At 72.1% G+C, this 16,289-nt stretch carries 16 protein-coding genes; 8 read left to right on the forward strand and 8 right to left on the reverse strand.

Features of this window, described 5'->3' with window-relative positions:
- Positions 1–11 precede the first annotated feature (11 nt).
- Together ACWEJ6_RS21350 and ACWEJ6_RS21355 are read right to left on the reverse strand one after the other, a co-directional pair.
- Positions 12–542: a C40 family peptidase gene (locus tag ACWEJ6_RS21350; RefSeq protein WP_452425619.1), complete on the reverse strand. Its 531-nt coding sequence runs from the start codon at positions 540–542 to the stop codon at positions 12–14.
- A gap of 53 nt (positions 543–595) precedes the next feature.
- Entirely contained in the window at positions 596–1,552 is a 957-nt protein-coding gene (locus tag ACWEJ6_RS21355) for a lysozyme (protein ID WP_452425621.1), read from the reverse strand.
- Between the two features lie 305 nt (positions 1,553–1,857).
- Between ACWEJ6_RS21355 and ACWEJ6_RS21360 the strand changes: the two genes are divergently transcribed.
- From ACWEJ6_RS21360 to ACWEJ6_RS21370, 3 genes are read left to right on the forward strand one after another with little or no spacing between them, the layout of a single operon-like run.
- Positions 1,858–2,799, forward strand: a complete 942-nt coding sequence (locus ACWEJ6_RS21360) for an ATP-binding cassette domain-containing protein (RefSeq protein ID WP_397154341.1) — start codon at positions 1,858–1,860, stop codon at positions 2,797–2,799.
- On the forward strand, positions 2,780–3,523 hold the full coding sequence (locus tag ACWEJ6_RS21365; RefSeq protein ID WP_352355773.1) for an ABC transporter permease: 744 nt from the start codon (positions 2,780–2,782) through the stop codon (positions 3,521–3,523). Before ACWEJ6_RS21360 ends, ACWEJ6_RS21365 begins: the two co-directional genes overlap by 20 nt.
- 9 nt (positions 3,524–3,532) lie before the next feature.
- Positions 3,533–4,039 (forward strand): NUDIX hydrolase, encoded by a 507-nt coding sequence (locus tag ACWEJ6_RS21370; protein WP_452425624.1) that lies wholly within the window; start codon positions 3,533–3,535, stop codon positions 4,037–4,039.
- Here ACWEJ6_RS21370 and ACWEJ6_RS21375 read toward each other — a convergent pair.
- From ACWEJ6_RS21375 to ACWEJ6_RS21385, 3 genes are all read right to left on the reverse strand, one after another.
- The gene (locus ACWEJ6_RS21375) at positions 4,036–4,701 is read right to left on the reverse strand and encodes a flavin reductase family protein (protein WP_452425626.1); all 666 of its coding nucleotides are present in this window, start codon (positions 4,699–4,701) and stop codon (positions 4,036–4,038) included. The genes ACWEJ6_RS21370 and ACWEJ6_RS21375 overlap by 4 nt on opposite strands.
- Before the next feature lie 68 nt (positions 4,702–4,769).
- Positions 4,770–5,147 (reverse strand): DUF2255 family protein, encoded by a 378-nt coding sequence (locus ACWEJ6_RS21380; protein WP_358289818.1) that lies wholly within the window; start codon positions 5,145–5,147, stop codon positions 4,770–4,772.
- 70 nt (positions 5,148–5,217) lie between these two features.
- Positions 5,218–6,093: a LuxR C-terminal-related transcriptional regulator gene (locus tag ACWEJ6_RS21385; RefSeq protein WP_358289821.1), complete on the reverse strand. Its 876-nt coding sequence runs from the start codon at positions 6,091–6,093 to the stop codon at positions 5,218–5,220.
- 86 nt (positions 6,094–6,179) lie between these two features.
- On the opposite strand from ACWEJ6_RS21385, the gene ACWEJ6_RS21390 reads away from it, so the two are divergent.
- On the forward strand, positions 6,180–7,796 hold the full coding sequence (locus tag ACWEJ6_RS21390; RefSeq protein WP_452425628.1) for an AMP-binding protein: 1,617 nt from the start codon (positions 6,180–6,182) through the stop codon (positions 7,794–7,796).
- Positions 7,797–7,962: 166 nt separating this feature from the next.
- Complete coding sequence (locus ACWEJ6_RS21395; protein WP_452425630.1) at positions 7,963–10,455, forward strand: bifunctional copper resistance protein CopD/cytochrome c oxidase assembly protein; 2,493 nt, start codon at positions 7,963–7,965, stop codon at positions 10,453–10,455.
- Here ACWEJ6_RS21395 and ACWEJ6_RS21400 read toward each other — a convergent pair.
- Entirely contained in the window at positions 10,439–11,419 is a 981-nt protein-coding gene (locus tag ACWEJ6_RS21400; RefSeq protein WP_452425632.1) for a helix-turn-helix transcriptional regulator, read from the reverse strand. The two genes, ACWEJ6_RS21395 and ACWEJ6_RS21400, sit on opposite strands and share 17 nt — an antisense overlap.
- Before the next feature lie 59 nt (positions 11,420–11,478).
- On the opposite strand from ACWEJ6_RS21400, the gene ACWEJ6_RS21405 reads away from it, so the two are divergent.
- Both ACWEJ6_RS21405 and ACWEJ6_RS21410 read left to right on the forward strand, forming a co-directional pair.
- Positions 11,479–12,048 (forward strand): DinB family protein, encoded by a 570-nt coding sequence (locus tag ACWEJ6_RS21405; protein ID WP_452425634.1) that lies wholly within the window; start codon positions 11,479–11,481, stop codon positions 12,046–12,048.
- A 29-nt stretch (positions 12,049–12,077) separates the two neighbouring features.
- Positions 12,078–12,539, forward strand: coding sequence for a hypothetical protein (locus tag ACWEJ6_RS21410; protein ID WP_452425636.1), 462 nt, complete (start codon positions 12,078–12,080; stop codon positions 12,537–12,539).
- Positions 12,540–12,608: 69 nt separating this feature from the next.
- On the opposite strand, the gene ACWEJ6_RS21415 is transcribed toward ACWEJ6_RS21410, so the two are convergent.
- Positions 12,609–14,123, reverse strand: a complete 1,515-nt coding sequence (locus ACWEJ6_RS21415) for an FAD-dependent monooxygenase (RefSeq protein ID WP_452425638.1) — start codon at positions 14,121–14,123, stop codon at positions 12,609–12,611.
- A gap of 80 nt (positions 14,124–14,203) precedes the next feature.
- Positions 14,204–14,599, reverse strand: a complete 396-nt coding sequence (locus tag ACWEJ6_RS21420; protein ID WP_452425640.1) for a hypothetical protein — start codon at positions 14,597–14,599, stop codon at positions 14,204–14,206.
- A gap of 118 nt (positions 14,600–14,717) precedes the next feature.
- Between ACWEJ6_RS21420 and ACWEJ6_RS21425 the strand changes: the two genes are divergently transcribed.
- Complete coding sequence (locus ACWEJ6_RS21425) at positions 14,718–16,115, forward strand: glutamate decarboxylase (RefSeq protein ID WP_452425642.1); 1,398 nt, start codon at positions 14,718–14,720, stop codon at positions 16,113–16,115.
- Positions 16,116–16,289: the final 174 nt, after the last annotated feature.

Genomic DNA, 16,289 nt, shown 5'->3' on the forward strand with positions numbered 1-16,289 from the left:
AGCGCCCGCTTTCAGTACCGGTAGAAGCCCGCGAAGTCCGATCTTCGCCCAATATCGTCAATGCGCACCGAGGCCCCCGTCTCAGGCGCGTTCATCATCTTCCCACGACCCAGATAGATGCCCACATGATGCGTCTTGATCTTATTTTTCGTGATTTTTCCGAAGAAGACTAAGTCGCCCGGCAGGCCGCGCTCGACGGGCCGCATCCTGCGCACGTGGTCGTCGGTGTTGCCGGGGCCGAGCACGTCCCTTCCGTTGGCCAGGGCGTACACCCATCGGGCCAGGCCGGAGCAGTCGAGGCCGCGGGTGCGCGCGGCCGGGCAGGGCTTGATCCGGCCGCTGTAGCCCAGGCAGGTGCCCTTCGTGGGGCCGGGCCGCTCGCCGTGGCCGCCGCCCCACGAGTACGTGATGTCGTACCGCTCGATCTCGTACGCGATGCGCACGATCCTGGACGCAACGAACGTCGACAACGGCATGGACGCCGCGCCCGCCAGCAGAATGACCAGGGCGGTCACCGCCAGGACCAGCCGCCGCCGCGCCACCCGTTTCTCCCTTAAGCCGAGATCCCGGGTTTTATCCTACCTATCGCGATATTTCAGCTTTTGAGGTCAAGTGTGACCGTTCCTACCTCGACGACCATCCCGACCCGGCCCTTCGGCTTCGGCCTGGTGGTGAAGGCGAAGGCGGCCTTCTGGCCCCGCTCCAGCTTGCCGACCACGCAGCGCACCGCCGTGCCGCTGAACTTGCAGCCGGGGGCCTTGACCACCTTCTGGCCGCCGTACGCGCGCCCGGAGACCACGATGTCCTCGACGGGGTGCGGGCCGGTGTTCGTGATCGTGACCCGGTAGAGCTTCCTGCCCTTGACCAGGCCGGAGACCGACACCCGGGCGGGCGGGTTGGCCAGCGACCGCAGCTGGGACTCCGAGCCGTTGAAGGCGTTCTGGCCGCCGGCCAGCGAGCCCTTCTCCGCCGACTGCCAGAACGTGTGCCGCTTCCAGCTCTTCGGCAGCTCGCCGGGGTCGCTCCCCCAGCGGGCCAGCCAGAGCGGGTTGGCCTTGAACGCGCCGGAGTTGCCCGTGCAGGTCTGCCACCAGCTCGTGGTGGTGTAGATGATCGCGTCCCGGCCGGTCTGCTGCCGGTACTTCTTGGTGAAGTCCTTGATCCAGGTGACCATGTCCTCGGCGGACAGGTCGTAGCAGTTGTTCTTGCCGTTCTTGTCCTTGTACGGGTTGTCCTCGATATCGAGGACTCCGGGCAGCGTTTGACCGTCGCTGGTCCAGTTTCCGCCGTTCTGCAGGAAATAGTCGGCCTGCGCTGTCCCGTCGGATTCATGCGGTTGCGCAAAGTGATAGGCGCCACGCACGAGCCCGGCCGTCGCGGCCCCGCCGAACTGCGCGTCGAACCGTGGGTTGCGGTAGTTCGTGCCCTCGGTGGCCTGCACGAACGCGAACTTGCCGCCGCCGGCGGCCACGCTCGCCCAGTCCACGTCGCCCGTCCAGTTGCTGACGTCGACACCGGGAACACCGTCGGCCGCCTCCGCGACCCCTGTCATGCCGACAGCGGCAATTACCGCAATTAACCACAAGCGTTTCACGCCCGAGATCATCGCGGAGTCGCCACTAACGCCGCAAGCACGGAAATATCACGTCTTTCCGTGAAAAAGCGCGAAACCCCATGTCGAGGCCCGGAAATCCGCCTTCCGCGACCACCTCTCCGGACGTCGTTTCCGCAGGTCAGAGCCGTATATGAACGTCACATTCGCGTTTGCCAAATCGATGCCACCCGGCCCAAACTGAACCGATCCCCGAAAGGGCCCCTGACCAGGGGCTTCTTCGCCATGCCCAGGAGGCACCACCCATGATCCACACCCGGGCCCTCACCCGAGTGTTCACGATGAAGAAGGAGACCGTCGAAGCCGTACGCGGCATCGACCTCGACGTCGAACCCGGCCGGCTCGTCGCCTTCCTCGGCCCCAACGGCGCCGGCAAGTCCACCACCCTCCGCCTGCTCACGACCCTGCTCCCGCCCACCTCCGGCACCGCCGTCGTCGCCGGCCACGACGTCACCCGCGACCCGGCCGGCGTGCGCTCCCGCATCGGCTACGTCGGCCAGAAGAACAGCGCGGGCGAGAGCTTCCGCGTCCGGGACGAGCTCGTCACGCAGGGCCGCTGCTACGGCCTGACCGTCTCCGACGCCGTCGCGCGGGCCGGCGAGCTGATGCGCCTGCTCGACCTGGAGGACCTGGCCAGCCGCAGGCCGGGCACGCTGTCCGGCGGCCAGCGCCGCCGCCTGGACATCGCGCTCGGCCTGATCCACCGCCCCGACCTGCTCTTCCTCGACGAGCCCTCGACCGGCCTCGACCCGAAGAGCCGCGCCGACATCTGGCGGCACATCCTGCGCCTGCGCGAGGCGTACGGCACCACGATCTTCCTCACCACCCACTACCTGGAGGAGGCCGACAACATGGCCGAACGGGTGATGATCATCGACAACGGCTCGATCATCGCCGACGGCACGGCCGAGCAGCTCAAGAACGACCTGGCCGGCGACACCGTCACGGTCACCACCGACACCGCCCAGGACGCCGCCAGGGCCGCCGAGCTGACCGGCGGCCAGGCCGAGGGCGTCACCGTGCGGGTGCGGGTGGCGAACGCGCCCGCCGCGCTCCCCGGCTGCCTGCGGGCGCTGGACGCCGCCGGGATCAAGGTGACCGCCGCCGAGACCGCGCGCCCCACCCTTGACGACGTGTTCCTCACCCTCACCGGGAGAAGCCTCACCGATGACGACCTTCCTGCGTGACACCGCCACCGTCTTCACCCGCGAGTTCCGGCCGGTCCTGCGCGAGCCGGTCGCGCTGCTGTTCGAGATGGGCCAGCCGCTGCTGTTCCTGTTCCTGTTCGGCGCGCTGCTGGACGGCGCGGTGGGCTCGTCGTGGCAGTGGTTCGTGCCGGGCATCCTGGTCATGATGTGCCTGACCGGGCCGATGTCGGCCGGTTACACGCTGCTGGTCGAGCTGATCGGCGGCTCGCTGGAACGCATGCTGGTCACGCCGCTGAACCGGACGGCGATGCTGGTGGGCCGGGCGATGAAGGCGATGGTGGTGCTGCTGGCCCAGGCCGTGCTGATCATCGTGCTGGCCGTCCCGCTGGGGTTCGAGCTGTATCCGGCGGGCGTCCTGGCGGGGCTGGCGCAGCTCACCGTGTTCGGGGTGGGGCTGGGGGCGTTCTCGTTCGTGCTGGCCATCCGGTCGGCGCCCGGCGGGACGCTGTTCTACGTCGTCAGCCAGTCGATCCTGTTCCCCCTGCTGCTGCTGTCGGGCGTGCTGCTGCCCCTGGACACCGCGCCCGGGTGGCTGCGCGCCGTCGGCGCGGCGAACCCGGTCACGTACATCGTCGAAGGCCAGCGCGCGCTGTTCTCCGGCGACCTCGCGAACCCCTCCGTCCTGTACGGCACCGCGTCGGCCTGCCTGGTCGCCGCGATCGGCCTGTACCTGGGCAACCGGGCCATGCGCAAGGGCGTGTGAAATGGAGGCATGACCCGTGTGATGGCCTCCAGCACCGTGCCGTGGATCCCCGTCGAGCACCGCCTCGACGTGATCCTCTCCCCGGACCTCCCGCCCGCCGACGGCACGACCTCGGCGTTCGCGTTCGTCACCGACGGCGTCGGCAGGACCCTGCTCACCTGCGTCGACCGGCCCGGACGCGGCTGGGACGTGCCGGGCGGCCACCTGGAGGCCGGTGAGAGCGCCACCGAGGCCGCGGTCCGGGAGCTCCAGGAGGAGACCGGCCTCCTCCTGGAGCCGTCCGCCCTGTCGGTGTTCGCGTGGCAACGCGTCGAGCTGCTGCGCCCGGCTCCGGCCGGTTACCGCTACGCGCCGCTGACGTACATGGTGATGTTCCGGGCGCGGCTGGCGGCGCCCGGCGCCGCGACCGCGCCGCCGGCCGGGTCGGAGAGCACCGGCGCGGAGTGGCTGCCCCGGGAGCGGATCAGGGAGCTGTGCGCCCACCGCACCTGGCTGCCGCTGCTGGAGTGCCTCTAGAGGGTGCGCGCGCGTTCGAGGTCGGCGCTGCGGTAGTGCCGCTCCGGGATGCTCGCCAGCGTGGACGGGTGCACCTGCGGGCCCAGGCCGTACAGCTTCTGGAAGCTCATGATGAGCGGACGCCAGGCGTCGGGGTCGATGTGGTCGTCGGTGCCCTTCATCCGGATGTCCTCGTGCACCCAGACCCGCTGCACCCGCACCTCGAACGCGAGCACCCCGCCGTCGCCGACCGGGTGCGTCTCCTCCACCACGACCTCCATGGCGACCGGGCACTCGGCCACCCGGGGCGCGGCCACCGTCTCCGACGGGCCGGCGGTCAGCCCGGCCCGCCGGAACTTGTCGGGCACGAACCGGTAGCCGCGCTGGTGCTTGCGCTCGGGCACCGGGTCGCTCCCGGTGGTCAGCGCCAGCCGGTCCACCTGCGGGGCGAGCGCGTCGGACGGCAGGTTGAGCACGCCCTCGCCGGTCCGCAACAGGTTCTGGGAGGTCTTCGACCTGGCCCCGAGCCCCAGCATGCCGCGCCAGCCCAGCCAGAAGGCCGACGACATGGGGGCGAGGTTGGGGGTGCCGTCCTCGTTCACGGTGGAGATCAGGACGACGGGGGTGCCGAAGTAGAGGATGTTGGGTTCAATGCGGACGTGCTGATCCACGACAGTGTTCATGCGTCCCACTGTCGCCGCCGGTGCGGGCCGGACGCTGGCGGCCTTCGGACCTGTCGTTGCCGGGCCGGTCAGGAGCGCGGCACGAGCCTGATCGTGGCGGCCCGCGCCTGCCCGCTGACCACCGAGTCCACGATGCTCTCCGGGTAGTGGCGGTACTTGGCCCGGTACGCGGCGTCGATCCGGTCGTTGAGCTCCTGGTCGGCGTCGGCGAACGTGACGCCCTTGTCGACGCCCCCGGCCTGGATCCGGCCGCGTCCGCGCTCCTGGGCGCCGCGGAACCAGGTGCCGTCCCGCCCGTTCACGGCCCGGACGTACAGGTCGTCGCCGAGGCGGACGACCCAGATCGTCACCGGGCGGCGCAGCTCGCCGTCGCCGCGCAGGGACGCGATCTGCAGCTCCTCGGCGGCGGCGATCCGGTCGAGTTCGTCGTTCGTCCAAGCAGTCATGGTGGGGGCCTACCCGGAACCGGTCGGCGGCGCCGGCGGTCATCGTCCGTAGTTGGTAAATCCGCCGGGGTCAGGGGAGGTAGCCGGCGCGCCTGGCCGAGACCACGCTCTCCATGCGGGTGTGGGTGCCGAGCTTGCGCATCGCGCTGCGCAGGTAGCTCTTGACCGTCTCCGGCTTCAGGTCGAGCCGCCGGCCGACCTCGGCGTTGCCGCAGCCGACCGCGACCAGGGAGAGCACGTCGAGCTCCCGGGGGGAGAGCGGGTTGGCCGGGACGGGGCCGCCGTCCGGCGAGGTCAGCCGGTCGCAGACGCCCTGCAGCCGCTCGCGCAGGACCGGGTCGGCGACCTCCTGGGCGATCGAGCGCAGCTCGGCGTGCGCCTCGCGCAGCTGCTCCCATTCTGGGCCGGCGGGCCGTTCGCGGGCGGCGCCGGTGATCGCGGCCGTCTCCAGCGCGGCCACCCGCCGCTCCACCTCCGCGCGGACGGCCAGCTCGACGCCGAGCCGGGCGGCGATCTGGTTCATGCCGTCGAGGACGCGGGTGCCGAGCGGCAGCGGCTCGCGGACGCCGCCGTAGAGCAGCCCGTAGACCGTCTCGCCCACCACGACGGGGACGGCCGCGATCGCCCGCAGGCCCTCCGCCGCCACCGGCCTGTCGTATTCGTGGCTGATGCGGGAGTCGGTGACGTAGTCCTCGACGCTGCCCGGCCGGGCGGTGACCAGGACCCGGCCGCCCAGACCGCTGCCGGTGTGGATGGCGAGCCCGCGCAGCACGTCCGTGCGGACCCCCGTCACCTCGGTGAGCCGCACGGCGCCGCCCGGGGCCGACACCGCGCCGCCGAACAGGACGGGCAGCCCGACGACGTGCCGCATCCGGGTGAGGGCGGCCCGCAGGAGCACGGCGGCCTGCGGGGCCAGGGCACTCGACGGAAGATGTGTCACCGCCATGTCACCAGCATGGCACGCGGCCGGCGTCCCGCGGCTACCCCTGAACGGGGGTAGCGTGCCGCACCGCCCTGGCGGATGCTTCGGGCATGGGTGACTCACTGCTCTCCTACGCGTCCGGCGTCTCCGCGCTCCCCCTGCTGGGCGAGACGATCGGGGAGAACCTGGAACGCGCCGCGGCCCGGTACGCCGGCCGCGAGGCGCTGGTCGAGATGGCGAGCGGGCGGCGCTGGACGTACGCCGAGTTCGACGCCGCGGTGAACGAGGTGGCGCTCGGCCTGCTGGCCAGGGGCATCGCCAAGGGCGACCGGGTCGGCATCTGGGCGCCCAACTGCGCCGAATGGGTGCTGACGCAGTACGCCACCGCCAAGATCGGCGCGATCCTGGTCAACATCAACCCGGCCTACCGCGCCCACGAGCTGGACTACGTGGTCCGCCAGTCGGGCATGCGGCTGCTGGTCAGCGCCGTCGAGCACAAGACGAGCGACTACCGCGCGATGCTCGCCGAGATCGGCTTCACGCAGGTGGTGTTCATCGGCGAGCCCGGCTGGGACGAGCTGGTCGAGACCGGCCGCCGCGCCGACCCCGCCGTGCTGCGGGCACGGGCGGCCACGCTGTCCTTCGACGACCCGATCAACATCCAGTACACCTCGGGCACGACCGGCTTCCCCAAGGGCGCGACGCTGTCGCACCACAACATCCTCAACAACGGCTACTTCGTCGGCGAGGGCGTCGGCTACACCGAGGACGACCGGGTCTGCCTGCCGGTGCCGCTCTACCACTGCTTCGGCATGGTCATGGGCAACCTGGGCGCGACCTCGCACGGCGCCTGCGTGGTGCTGCCCGCGCCCGGCTTCGACGCCGAGGCCACGCTGCGGGCCGTGGAGGCCGAGCGGTGCACCTCCTTGTACGGCGTGCCGACGATGTTCATCGCCGAGCTGGGCCATCCGCGCTTCGCCGACTTCGACCTGTCGTCGCTGCGCACCGGCATCATGGCGGGCTCGCCGTGCCCGGTCGAGGTGATGAAGCGGGTGATCGGTGAGATGCACATGAGCGAGGTGGCGATCTGCTACGGCATGACCGAGACGTCCCCCGTGTCGACGATGACCCGCCGCGACGACGGGCTGGTACGGCGCACCGAGACGGTCGGCCAGGTGATGCCGCACCTGGAGGTGAAGATCGTGCACCCGGAGACCGGGCTCGCGGTGCCCCGGGGCGAGCCGGGCGAGCTGTGCACCCGCGGCTACTCGGTGATGCTCGGCTACTGGAACGAGCCGGACAAGACGGCCGAGTCGATCGACGAGGCCCGCTGGATGCACACCGGCGACCTGGCCACCATGGACGCCGAGGGCTACGTCAACATCGTCGGCCGGATCAAGGACATGGTCATCCGCGGCGGCGAGAACGTCTATCCGCGCGAGGTCGAGGAGTACCTCTACACGCATCCCGACATCGCCGACGTCCAGGTGATCGGCGTGCCGGACGAGAAGTACGGCGAGGAGCTGATGGCCTGGATCGTCATGCGCCCCGGCACCGAGCCGCTGACCGCCGAGGCGATCAGGGACTTCTGCGCCGGCCGCCTGGCCCACTACAAGGTCCCCCGTTACGTGCACCTGGTCAACGGGTTCCCGATGACGGTCACGGGCAAGATCCGCAAGGTCGAGATGCGCGAGCAGGCCGTCACCCTTCTGGGGCTCCACCCCTGACCTGCTGAACCGCGGGCGGCGGGGGCGCGTATCTCCGCGTGTGCGCTCGAAGCAGACCTCGCTCGCGCCTGGCCCGGCCCGGGACCCCGTGGGAGCATGTGGGGGTCGCGCCCGCCCCGGGCGGCGCGGCCTGGTTCCTGGCCTCCGACAACCTGGCGGGTCGGCTATGAGAGCTTCTGCCCGGACGTACGCCGTGTTCGCGGTCGGCGTGGGCGTCCTGGTGCTGGTCGCGGTGCTGCGCTTCGGCGGCGGCGCCGGCACGGTGGAGGTCTTCGGGCTGCCCACCGCCGGTCCGGTCACCGACTGGGGGCTGCCGCTGGCCCGCCTCGCCCTCGACCTGTGCGCGGTGGCGTGCGTGGGGACGTTGCTGGCGGCGTCCGTGCTGGCCCCGGCCGGCTCGCCGGAGTCGGCGCGGTGCCTGCGCGCGGCGGGCTGGTGGGCGCTGGGCTGGGCGGTCGCCGCCCTGGCCGGTTACGTGTTCACCCTGTCCAGCTTCATCCCGATGCCGGTGCGGTACCTGCTCGCCGAGCCCGGCATGCTCGACTTCGGCACCTCGCTCCCGCAGACGCAGGCGCTCCTGGTGGTGCTGGTCACGACGTTCGCGGTGGCGGTGGCCACGCTCGTGCGCCGGCTGCCCGCCTGGGTGCCGCTGGCCCTGGCGGCGTTCGGGCTGCTGCCGCCCGCCTACGTGGGCCATGCCGCCTCGGCGGCCGACCACGACATCGCCGTGTCCGCGCTGATGGCCCATCTGCTGGGGGTGTCGGTGTGGGTGGGCGGCCTGGCCGCGGTGCTGGTGCACTTCCGGCGCTCGGCCGACCTGCGCGTGGTGCTGCCCCGGTTCAGCACGATCGCGCTGTGCTGCTTCGCCGCCGTCGCCCTCTCCGGCGTGGTCAGCGGCTGGGTGCGGCTCGACCGCCTGTCCGACCTGTGGCTGAGCCGGTACGGCCTGCTGCTGCTGGCCAAGGTCGCCGCCCTGGCGGCGCTGGCCTGGTTCGGCCGGCGGCACCGTCTGCGTACCGTGGCCGGCGTGGCCGACCGGGGGGTGCGGGGCACGTTCGTCCGGCTGGCCGCGGGCGAGGTGATCGTGATGGTGGCGGCGACCGGGCTGGCCGTCGGCCTCTCGCGCACCCCGCCGCCGCCCGGCGCGGGCGGCGGGCACGACCATCCCGTCCTGGAGTACGCGCTCGCGCCCTTCTCGCCCGGCGCCCTGCTCAGCGAGGTGCGGTTCGACCCGCTCGTCCTGCTGCTGCTGGCGTTGCCCGCCGCCGGTTACCTGGCCGGTCTGCGCCGGGTGCCCGGCTGGCCGGTCCTGCGCACGCTCTCCTGGCACGCCGGGCTGGCCCTGGCCGCGGTCGCGCTGTTCGGCGGCGTGGGCGGGTACGCGCGGGCGATGTCGTCGGCCCAGGCCGTGCAGCACGTCGTGCTCGCCGTCGTCGCGCCGCTGCTGCTGTGCGCGGGCGCGCCGCTCACCCTGGCCGCGCGGGCCACCGGCCCCGGCTCCCAGTACGGCCCGCTCGGCGACCGCGCCCTCGGTCGCCGTCTCACCCGTCCCGCGCTGCTGACGGCCGCCGTCCCGGTGCTGCTCCTGCTGCTGTACGGCACGCCGTGGCTGCCCTGGTCGCTCGCCGGGTACGCGCCCCACCTGGTCACCATGGCCGTGTCCGCCGGGGCCGGCCTGCTGGTCGCCTGGGCGGTGCTCGACCTCGACCCGCTGCCCAGGCCGTTCCCGTGGGCCGCGCGGGTCCGGCTGCTGGCCGTGGCCGCCGCCGCGTACCTGGGGCTGGGGACGTACCTGCTGGCAGGCCCGGCCGTCGCGGCGGAGTGGTTCGCCCTGGCGGCCCCGCCCGGGGTGCCCGACCCGCTGGCCGACCAGCGCGCGGCCGGGGCGGTGTTCCTGCTGGCGCCGCTGGCCGCCTACGCGTTCCCAGCCGTACGCCTGGCACTGCGACGGCAGGCCGCCCGCGCGCACCGGCCCCGGTCCGTCCTACACTCATCCCCTATGGGCGATCTCCCGGTCTACGACGTTGTCCTGTTGCCGCCGCACGACGTCAACGCCGAGGCCGTGCGCCTGAGCCGGCGTTGCGCGGAGGCCGCCGCGACCGAGTTCGTCCTGCGCGAGGACGGCCTCTACCCGCACATCTCCCTCTACATGGCCAATTTCACCCCCGACCAGCTGGAAAAGGCCGTCGCGCTGCTGCGCGACCTCAGCGGCCGCACCTCCGCGACGCTCCTGGAAGGCGAGTCCTTCGCCGCCAACGACCAGGGCATGGTCGAGCTGTTCTTCCGGAAGACGGACGCGATCACCCGGCTCCAGGAGGACGTCGTCGCCGCGCTCAACCCGTTGCGCACGGGCCTGCGCCACCGCGACCCGGTCGGCCGCGTGCTGGCCGACCACCGGCTCACCGCGCCGCCCACGGCCCGCGCCAACCTCGACCTCTACGGCTACGACGAGATCGGCGACCTGTTCCGCCCGCACATCACCCTCACCCGGCTCCAGCAGCGGGACCACCCGCTCGACCTGGGCCTCCTCGCCTCGCCGTCGGCCTTCACCGCCACCTACCAGGCCCTCGCGCTGTGCGTGATGGGCGAGCACGGCACCTGCACCGAGATCGTCGAGACCTTCACCCTCGACACCGCCCCCGTCACCCCGACGGCCTGACCGCCCCGGCCGAGGCCAGCCTGCGGGCCAGCTCCCGGCAGCGTTCCCCCAGCTCCGGCGGGTCGAGCACCTCGAAGTCGTGGCCCAGCGCGACCACGTGCATGAGCACGTAATCGAGGCTGCCCGCGCCGCTGACCAGCTCGCACCGGTCGCTCCCGCGCTCCCGCACGACGGCCGCCGACGCGGGGACCTGCGCGCGTACCGTGGCGGCCGGGGCGTGCAGGAGGAAACGCGCCTGGTGCGGGTAGGCCCGGCTCGCCACGCCCTCCTGCACGTACGCCGCCGCGTCCGGCGCCGGGCGCGGCCGGAACCGGAAGGTGCGCGCGGCCACCGCGGCCATCCGGTCCACCCGGAAGCTGCGCCAGCCGTCCCGGTCGAGGTCGTAGGCGAGCAGGTACCAGCGCCGGTCGGAGGTCACCAGCCGGTACGGCTCCACCCGCCGCCGCCCCACCCGCCCTCCTGACGGGTAGTCGAAGCCGGCCTCGACCTCGTCCCGGCAGGCCCTGGCCAGCGTCATGAGCACCTCGGGATCGACCGGCACGCGCCCGCCGCCGAACGACTCCACCGCCCCGGACAGCGCGCGCACCTCGTGCCGGAGCCGGGCGGGCAGCACCGTGTCGAGCTTGGCCAGCGCCCGGATCGCGGCGTCGCCGGCGCCCGCGACCGCGCTGTCCGCCCCGGCGAGCAGCGACACGGCGGTGGCGATGGCCTCCTCGTCGTCGAGCAGCAGCGGCGGCAGGTCCTGGCCGGGCCCGAGCCGGTAGCCGCCGCCGATGCCCTGGCCGGCGTGCACCTGGTAGCCGAGCGCGCGCAGCCGTTCCACGTCACGGCGGACCGTGCGGGACGTGACGCCGAGCCGCCCGGCCAGCTCGGGGCCGGTCCAGACCTGACGCTGCTGCAACAGGCCGAGCAGGGTCAGCACCCGCTCGGTCGTGCCCCGCTCCGCGCCGCCCGTCTCGTCCATGCCGCCACCCTGCCAGAAAGCGGACCGATCCTGTCCGCCGGTGAGGTGATCGTGTTTCCATGGACGCACACACACTCGACTGGAACCGCACGTTGCGCGAGCAGTGGGAGTTCCACTGGAACCACCAGCTCCGGGCCCGGCTCGACGGCCTGACCGACGAGGAGTACTTCTGGTCGCCGGTGCCGGACGCCTGGAGCGTACGGCCGCGCGGCACCTCCACGGCGCCCGTCCAGGCCGGCGCGGGCGGTCACACGATCGACTTCGCCTTCCCCCAGCCGGCGCCGCCGCCCTTCACCACGATCGCCTGGCGGCTCGGCCACGTCATCGTCGGCGTGCTGGCCGTCCGCAACGCGGTGCACTTCGGGGCGCCGCCGGCCTCGTACGAGACCTGGGAGTACGCCGGCGGCGCGGCCGCGGCGCTCGACCAGCTCGACACGCAGGCCGAGCGGTGGCTGGCGGGCGTGCGGGAGCTCGGCGAGGACGGCCTGCGCGCGCCCATGGGCGACGCGGAGCCCTTCCCGGAGGCCCCCATGGCCGACCTGGTCCTGCACGTCCACCGCGAGCTCATCCACCACCTGTCGGAGGTCTGCCTGCTGCGCGACCTGCACCTCCACATGAACCGCCCCTGACCGGAGGCGTCGCTTCCTACGCTCTCCCCATGAGCACCGACATCTACGGCTTCATCGAGGCCCGTCACCCGCTCGCCCACGAGGACTGGTACGAAGGCGACCCCTGGACGGCCGTCTCCATCCCGCTCCACCCGCTCTACGACGACCAGGACCACGAGTCGTTCGCCTGCCTGTTCGGCATCCGCGACCGGCTGGGGTGGCCGCCGGTCGCGACCGGCCGCGGCCTGCCGGACGACGTGTCGGGACCGGTCCGCGCCGAGTACGAGGACACCGCCCGCCTCGACCCCGCCGTGCACGGGTGCACCTGGGTCTCCTGGGCGGAGCTGCGCGACCTGGACCTGACGGCACGCCCCGCGGCCGGATCCGTTCCCTTGACCCGTCTCGACCTGCTGGGACCGGAGACCGGGTGGGCGGCCGTCTTCGAGGTGATGCGGGCGCTGGCGCGACGGTTCGGGCCCGACGGCGTGCGTCTGGTCGTCTGGTTCGACTGAGCGCCGGCGTCACCCGCGTTCGACAGGGGCCGGTCCCGGCGCAGGCGGTGTTCCAGGGGTGGCGCGCCGTCAGGGGGCGCCGAACCAGGTGGACAGGGCCTCGCGCAGCGCGGGCGCGGCCGTGCCGGCCGGTTCGTCAGGGCCGGCCGCCCAGGCGACGTGCGCGTCCGGACGGATCAGCAGCACGTCGGCCGGGCGCTGGTCGCTCTTGGCCGTGTGCACGTCGACCCGGTCCCGCCACTCGGCGGCGACCTCGCGCAGGTCCGCGCGGTCGGCGAGATCGAGCAGGACGGGCCGCGCGGCGTGCATGAGCTCCGCGACGCCGGTCATGCCCTGGCCGGTGTGCAGGGTGAGGTCGGGGGCGAACGCGCCGGCCAGCGGGTGAGGGTGCGAACCGGGCATCGGGTAGCGGATGTCGCCGCCGGCCACCATCGCGCCCATGCGGCGCAGCGGCTGCTCGTCCGTCAGCAGCTCCTGGAAGACTTCCCGGAGCGCCTCGGCGGCCGCGTCGTGCCCGCGCCGCAGCGCCACCTGGGCGCGCGTGTGCAGCATGGTGCGCGCGCCCGCCAGCTGACGTTCCTCCTGGTACGTTCCCAGCAACCCGGACGGCGCCCACCCCCGCACCTCGGCGGCCAGCTTCCAGGCCAGGTTGACCGCGTCGAGCATGCCCGCGTTGAGCGCGATCCCGGTCGCCGGGAACAGGTGGGCCGCGTCCCCGGCCAGCAGGATCCGCCCGTCGCGGTACCGTTCGGCCTGCCGCGCCTTGAACGTGAACCGTGACAGCCGCAGCGCCTCCCCCACCCGCAGGTCCACGCCCACCACGCGGCGCAGGCTGTCCTGCAGGTCCGGCACGGTCATCGGGACGTCGTCGTCGTACTCGGTGCTCTCGTCCTCGGTGGTGTAGAGCGAGACGACCCTGGAGTCCGGCGACGAGCCGACGCCGAGCAGGCCGCTCTCGGTCCGGGTGAAACCGGCGCGGATCGTGCCGAAGCCGGGCACGTCGAGATCGCCGTTGCCGAGCACGGTCACCTCGTCGGGCAGGGTGACCTGGGCCAGCCGGTTGACCTCGGGATAGACGGTGCCGGGGAAGGCGATGCCGGCCAGCTCCCTGACCCGGCTGCGCGCGCCGTCGCATCCCACCACGTACCGGGCGGTCACCTGGTAGGGGCCGTCCGGTCCGCGTACGTCCAGGGTCACCGCGGTGTCGTCCTGGCTCGCCCCGACCACCTCGTGGCCGCGGCGCAGGTCGACGCCGAGCTCGCCGGCGCGCTCCTCCAGCAGCCGCTCAAGGAGCTGTTGCGGCAGCGGCAGGGCGTGCATCGGCGGGTCGGCCAGCTGGGTGAGATCCAGGTGCACCCCGCCGAAGGGGAACCTGGGCGCCGGCATCGGATCGGTGCAGGCCGCCGCGAACCGGTCCAGCAGGCCGCGGTACCGCAGCAGTTCCAGGATCTGCCCGCCGAGCCCGCCGGCCTTCGGGACGTCCCTGCGCTGCGCCTTCCGCTCCAGCACCAACGGCCGCACCCCGGCCAGCCGCAACTCCGCCGCCAGCATGAGACCGGTCGGCCCGGCCCCCACAATGATCACATCGGCATCCATAACCAGCCATCCCTCTCACAGCCACCATCCGGCCGCCCACCTTATGCCGCATGGCCTTGGGAGACGCCCTAGCCGTCCACATGAGGGACGACGACCACCTGATCGTCGTCTTCGTAGATGATCCTGCCGGGATCGGCCGATTCGAGGCGTACACACTCCACATCGTGCGCGGCGAGGATCGCCAGATACCCCGGCACCCGCTCGACGAGCCGGACGGCCGACGCCTTGAACCAGGCCGCCGCCATCGGGTTGACGTCTCGGCGGTAGACGTCGGGGTCCACGGTCGTCGGGTCGGTGAAGTTGGCCTCGTACCACGCGTTGTTCTCGCGCCTGAACGCCTCCTCCTCGTCCGACAGAAGACCCCGCTCGGCGAGGCTGTTGACCAGCCCGAACACCCCTGGGTACGTCCCGCGGCCGTTCGGCGCGGGACTCTGGAACCTCACGAACACCGGCTCTGCCGTCAACGTGCCTCTCCTCGGTGTGCGGCCCACTGGCTCTCGGTAAAACGGGCGTTGACTGACAGTAAAAACTTGCCTACTGTGAGTGCTCGACATCACAGAACTCATCGAGAAGGTGAAGCTCATGCTCAGACGAGTCGAATCCGACCGGTGGCAGGAAGCGCTCGATGTCAACCCCCTCTACAACGGCCTGGTGCCCGAGGGCGGCGTGCCCCGCTTCAAGATGCCGGCCAGCCCGATGAACCCCAGCGCGGCCCAGGCTCTCATCCGCGACGAGCTCCTTCTCGACGGCAACGCCCGGCTCAACCTTGCCACGTTCTGCACCACCTGGATGGAGCCGCAGGCCCGCGAGCTCATCGCCGAAACCCTCGACCGCAACATCGTCGACCACGACCAGTACCCGCAGACGGCCGACATCGAGGCGCGCTGCGTCAACATGCTCGACCATCTGTGGAACGATCCAAACGGCGTCAGCGTCGGCTGCTCCACGGGCGGCTCCAGCGAGGCGGCCATGCTCGGCGCGCTGGCGATGAAGTTCCAGTGGCGCGCGCGGCGCCGGGCGGCCGGGCTGCCCATAGACCGCCCCAACCTCGTGATGGGCACCGCCGTCCACACCTGCTGGCCGAAGTTCTGCCAGTACTGGGACGTCGAGCCGCGCTGGATCCCGATCGAGGAGCCGGCCTACACACTGTCCGCCTCCCGGCTCAGGGAGTTCTGCGACGAGAACACCATCGGCGTCGTCGGCGTGCTCGGCTCCACGCAGTGCGGCAAGTACGACCCGATCGAGCAGATGTCGGCCGAACTCGACCGGCTGGAGGCCGAGCGCGGCCTGAAGATCCCGCTGCACGTCGACGCCGCCGTGGGCGGTTTCATCACCCCGTTCCTGGAGCCCGACCGGGTGTGGGACTTCCGGCTCCCCCGGGTGCAGTCGATCAACACCTCGGGGCACAAGTTCGGCCTGGTGTACCCGGGCGTCGGCTGGATCGTCTGGCAGGAGCCCGACGCGCTGCCCGAAGACCTGGTGCTCTCCTGCGACCTGCTCGGCGGCAACATCGACACCTTCACGCTCAACTTCTCCCGCTCCGGCGCGCCGGTCGTCGCCCAGTACTACAACTTCCTGCGGCTCGGCTTCGACGGCTACCGCGCCGTCCAGCAGACCTGCCGGGACGTGGCGACCTACCTCGGCGACGAGATCGCCAAGCTGCCCGAGCTCTCGCTCATCGCCGACGGCTCGGAACTGCCGGTGCTCGCCGTCCGGACCGCCCCCGGTTTCGACGGCTTCACCGTCTTCGACCTGGCCGAACGGCTGAAGATGCACGGCTGGCAGGCCCCGACGTACTACCTGCCGCCCAACCTGGAACACATCGCCGTCATCCGCTTCGTCATCCGCAACGGCTTCAGCCAGGACATCGCGGCCAAGCTGCTGGCGAACCTGCGTACCGAGGTCGAGTACCTGCGTGACAACCGGGTCCCGCGGCCGCGGACGTCCGCCGAGCAGCCGGGCGTGCCGACCGGAAGGTGAGCCGGCGGTCCCACTGAAGGGCGATCCCCAGGTCTGGGGGTCGCCCTTCTCGTCGGTCGCCCGCGGGCCGTCCAGTGCCCGGGGAAATATGACTAAATGTCCGGATCATGAGGACGTCATGAGCGATCGGTGATCGCGTCTCTGGTCGGCGTACGCGCAGGCCAGCAGGCTTGT

The sequence above is a fragment of the Nonomuraea sp. NPDC004702 genome (genome assembly GCF_053601695.1).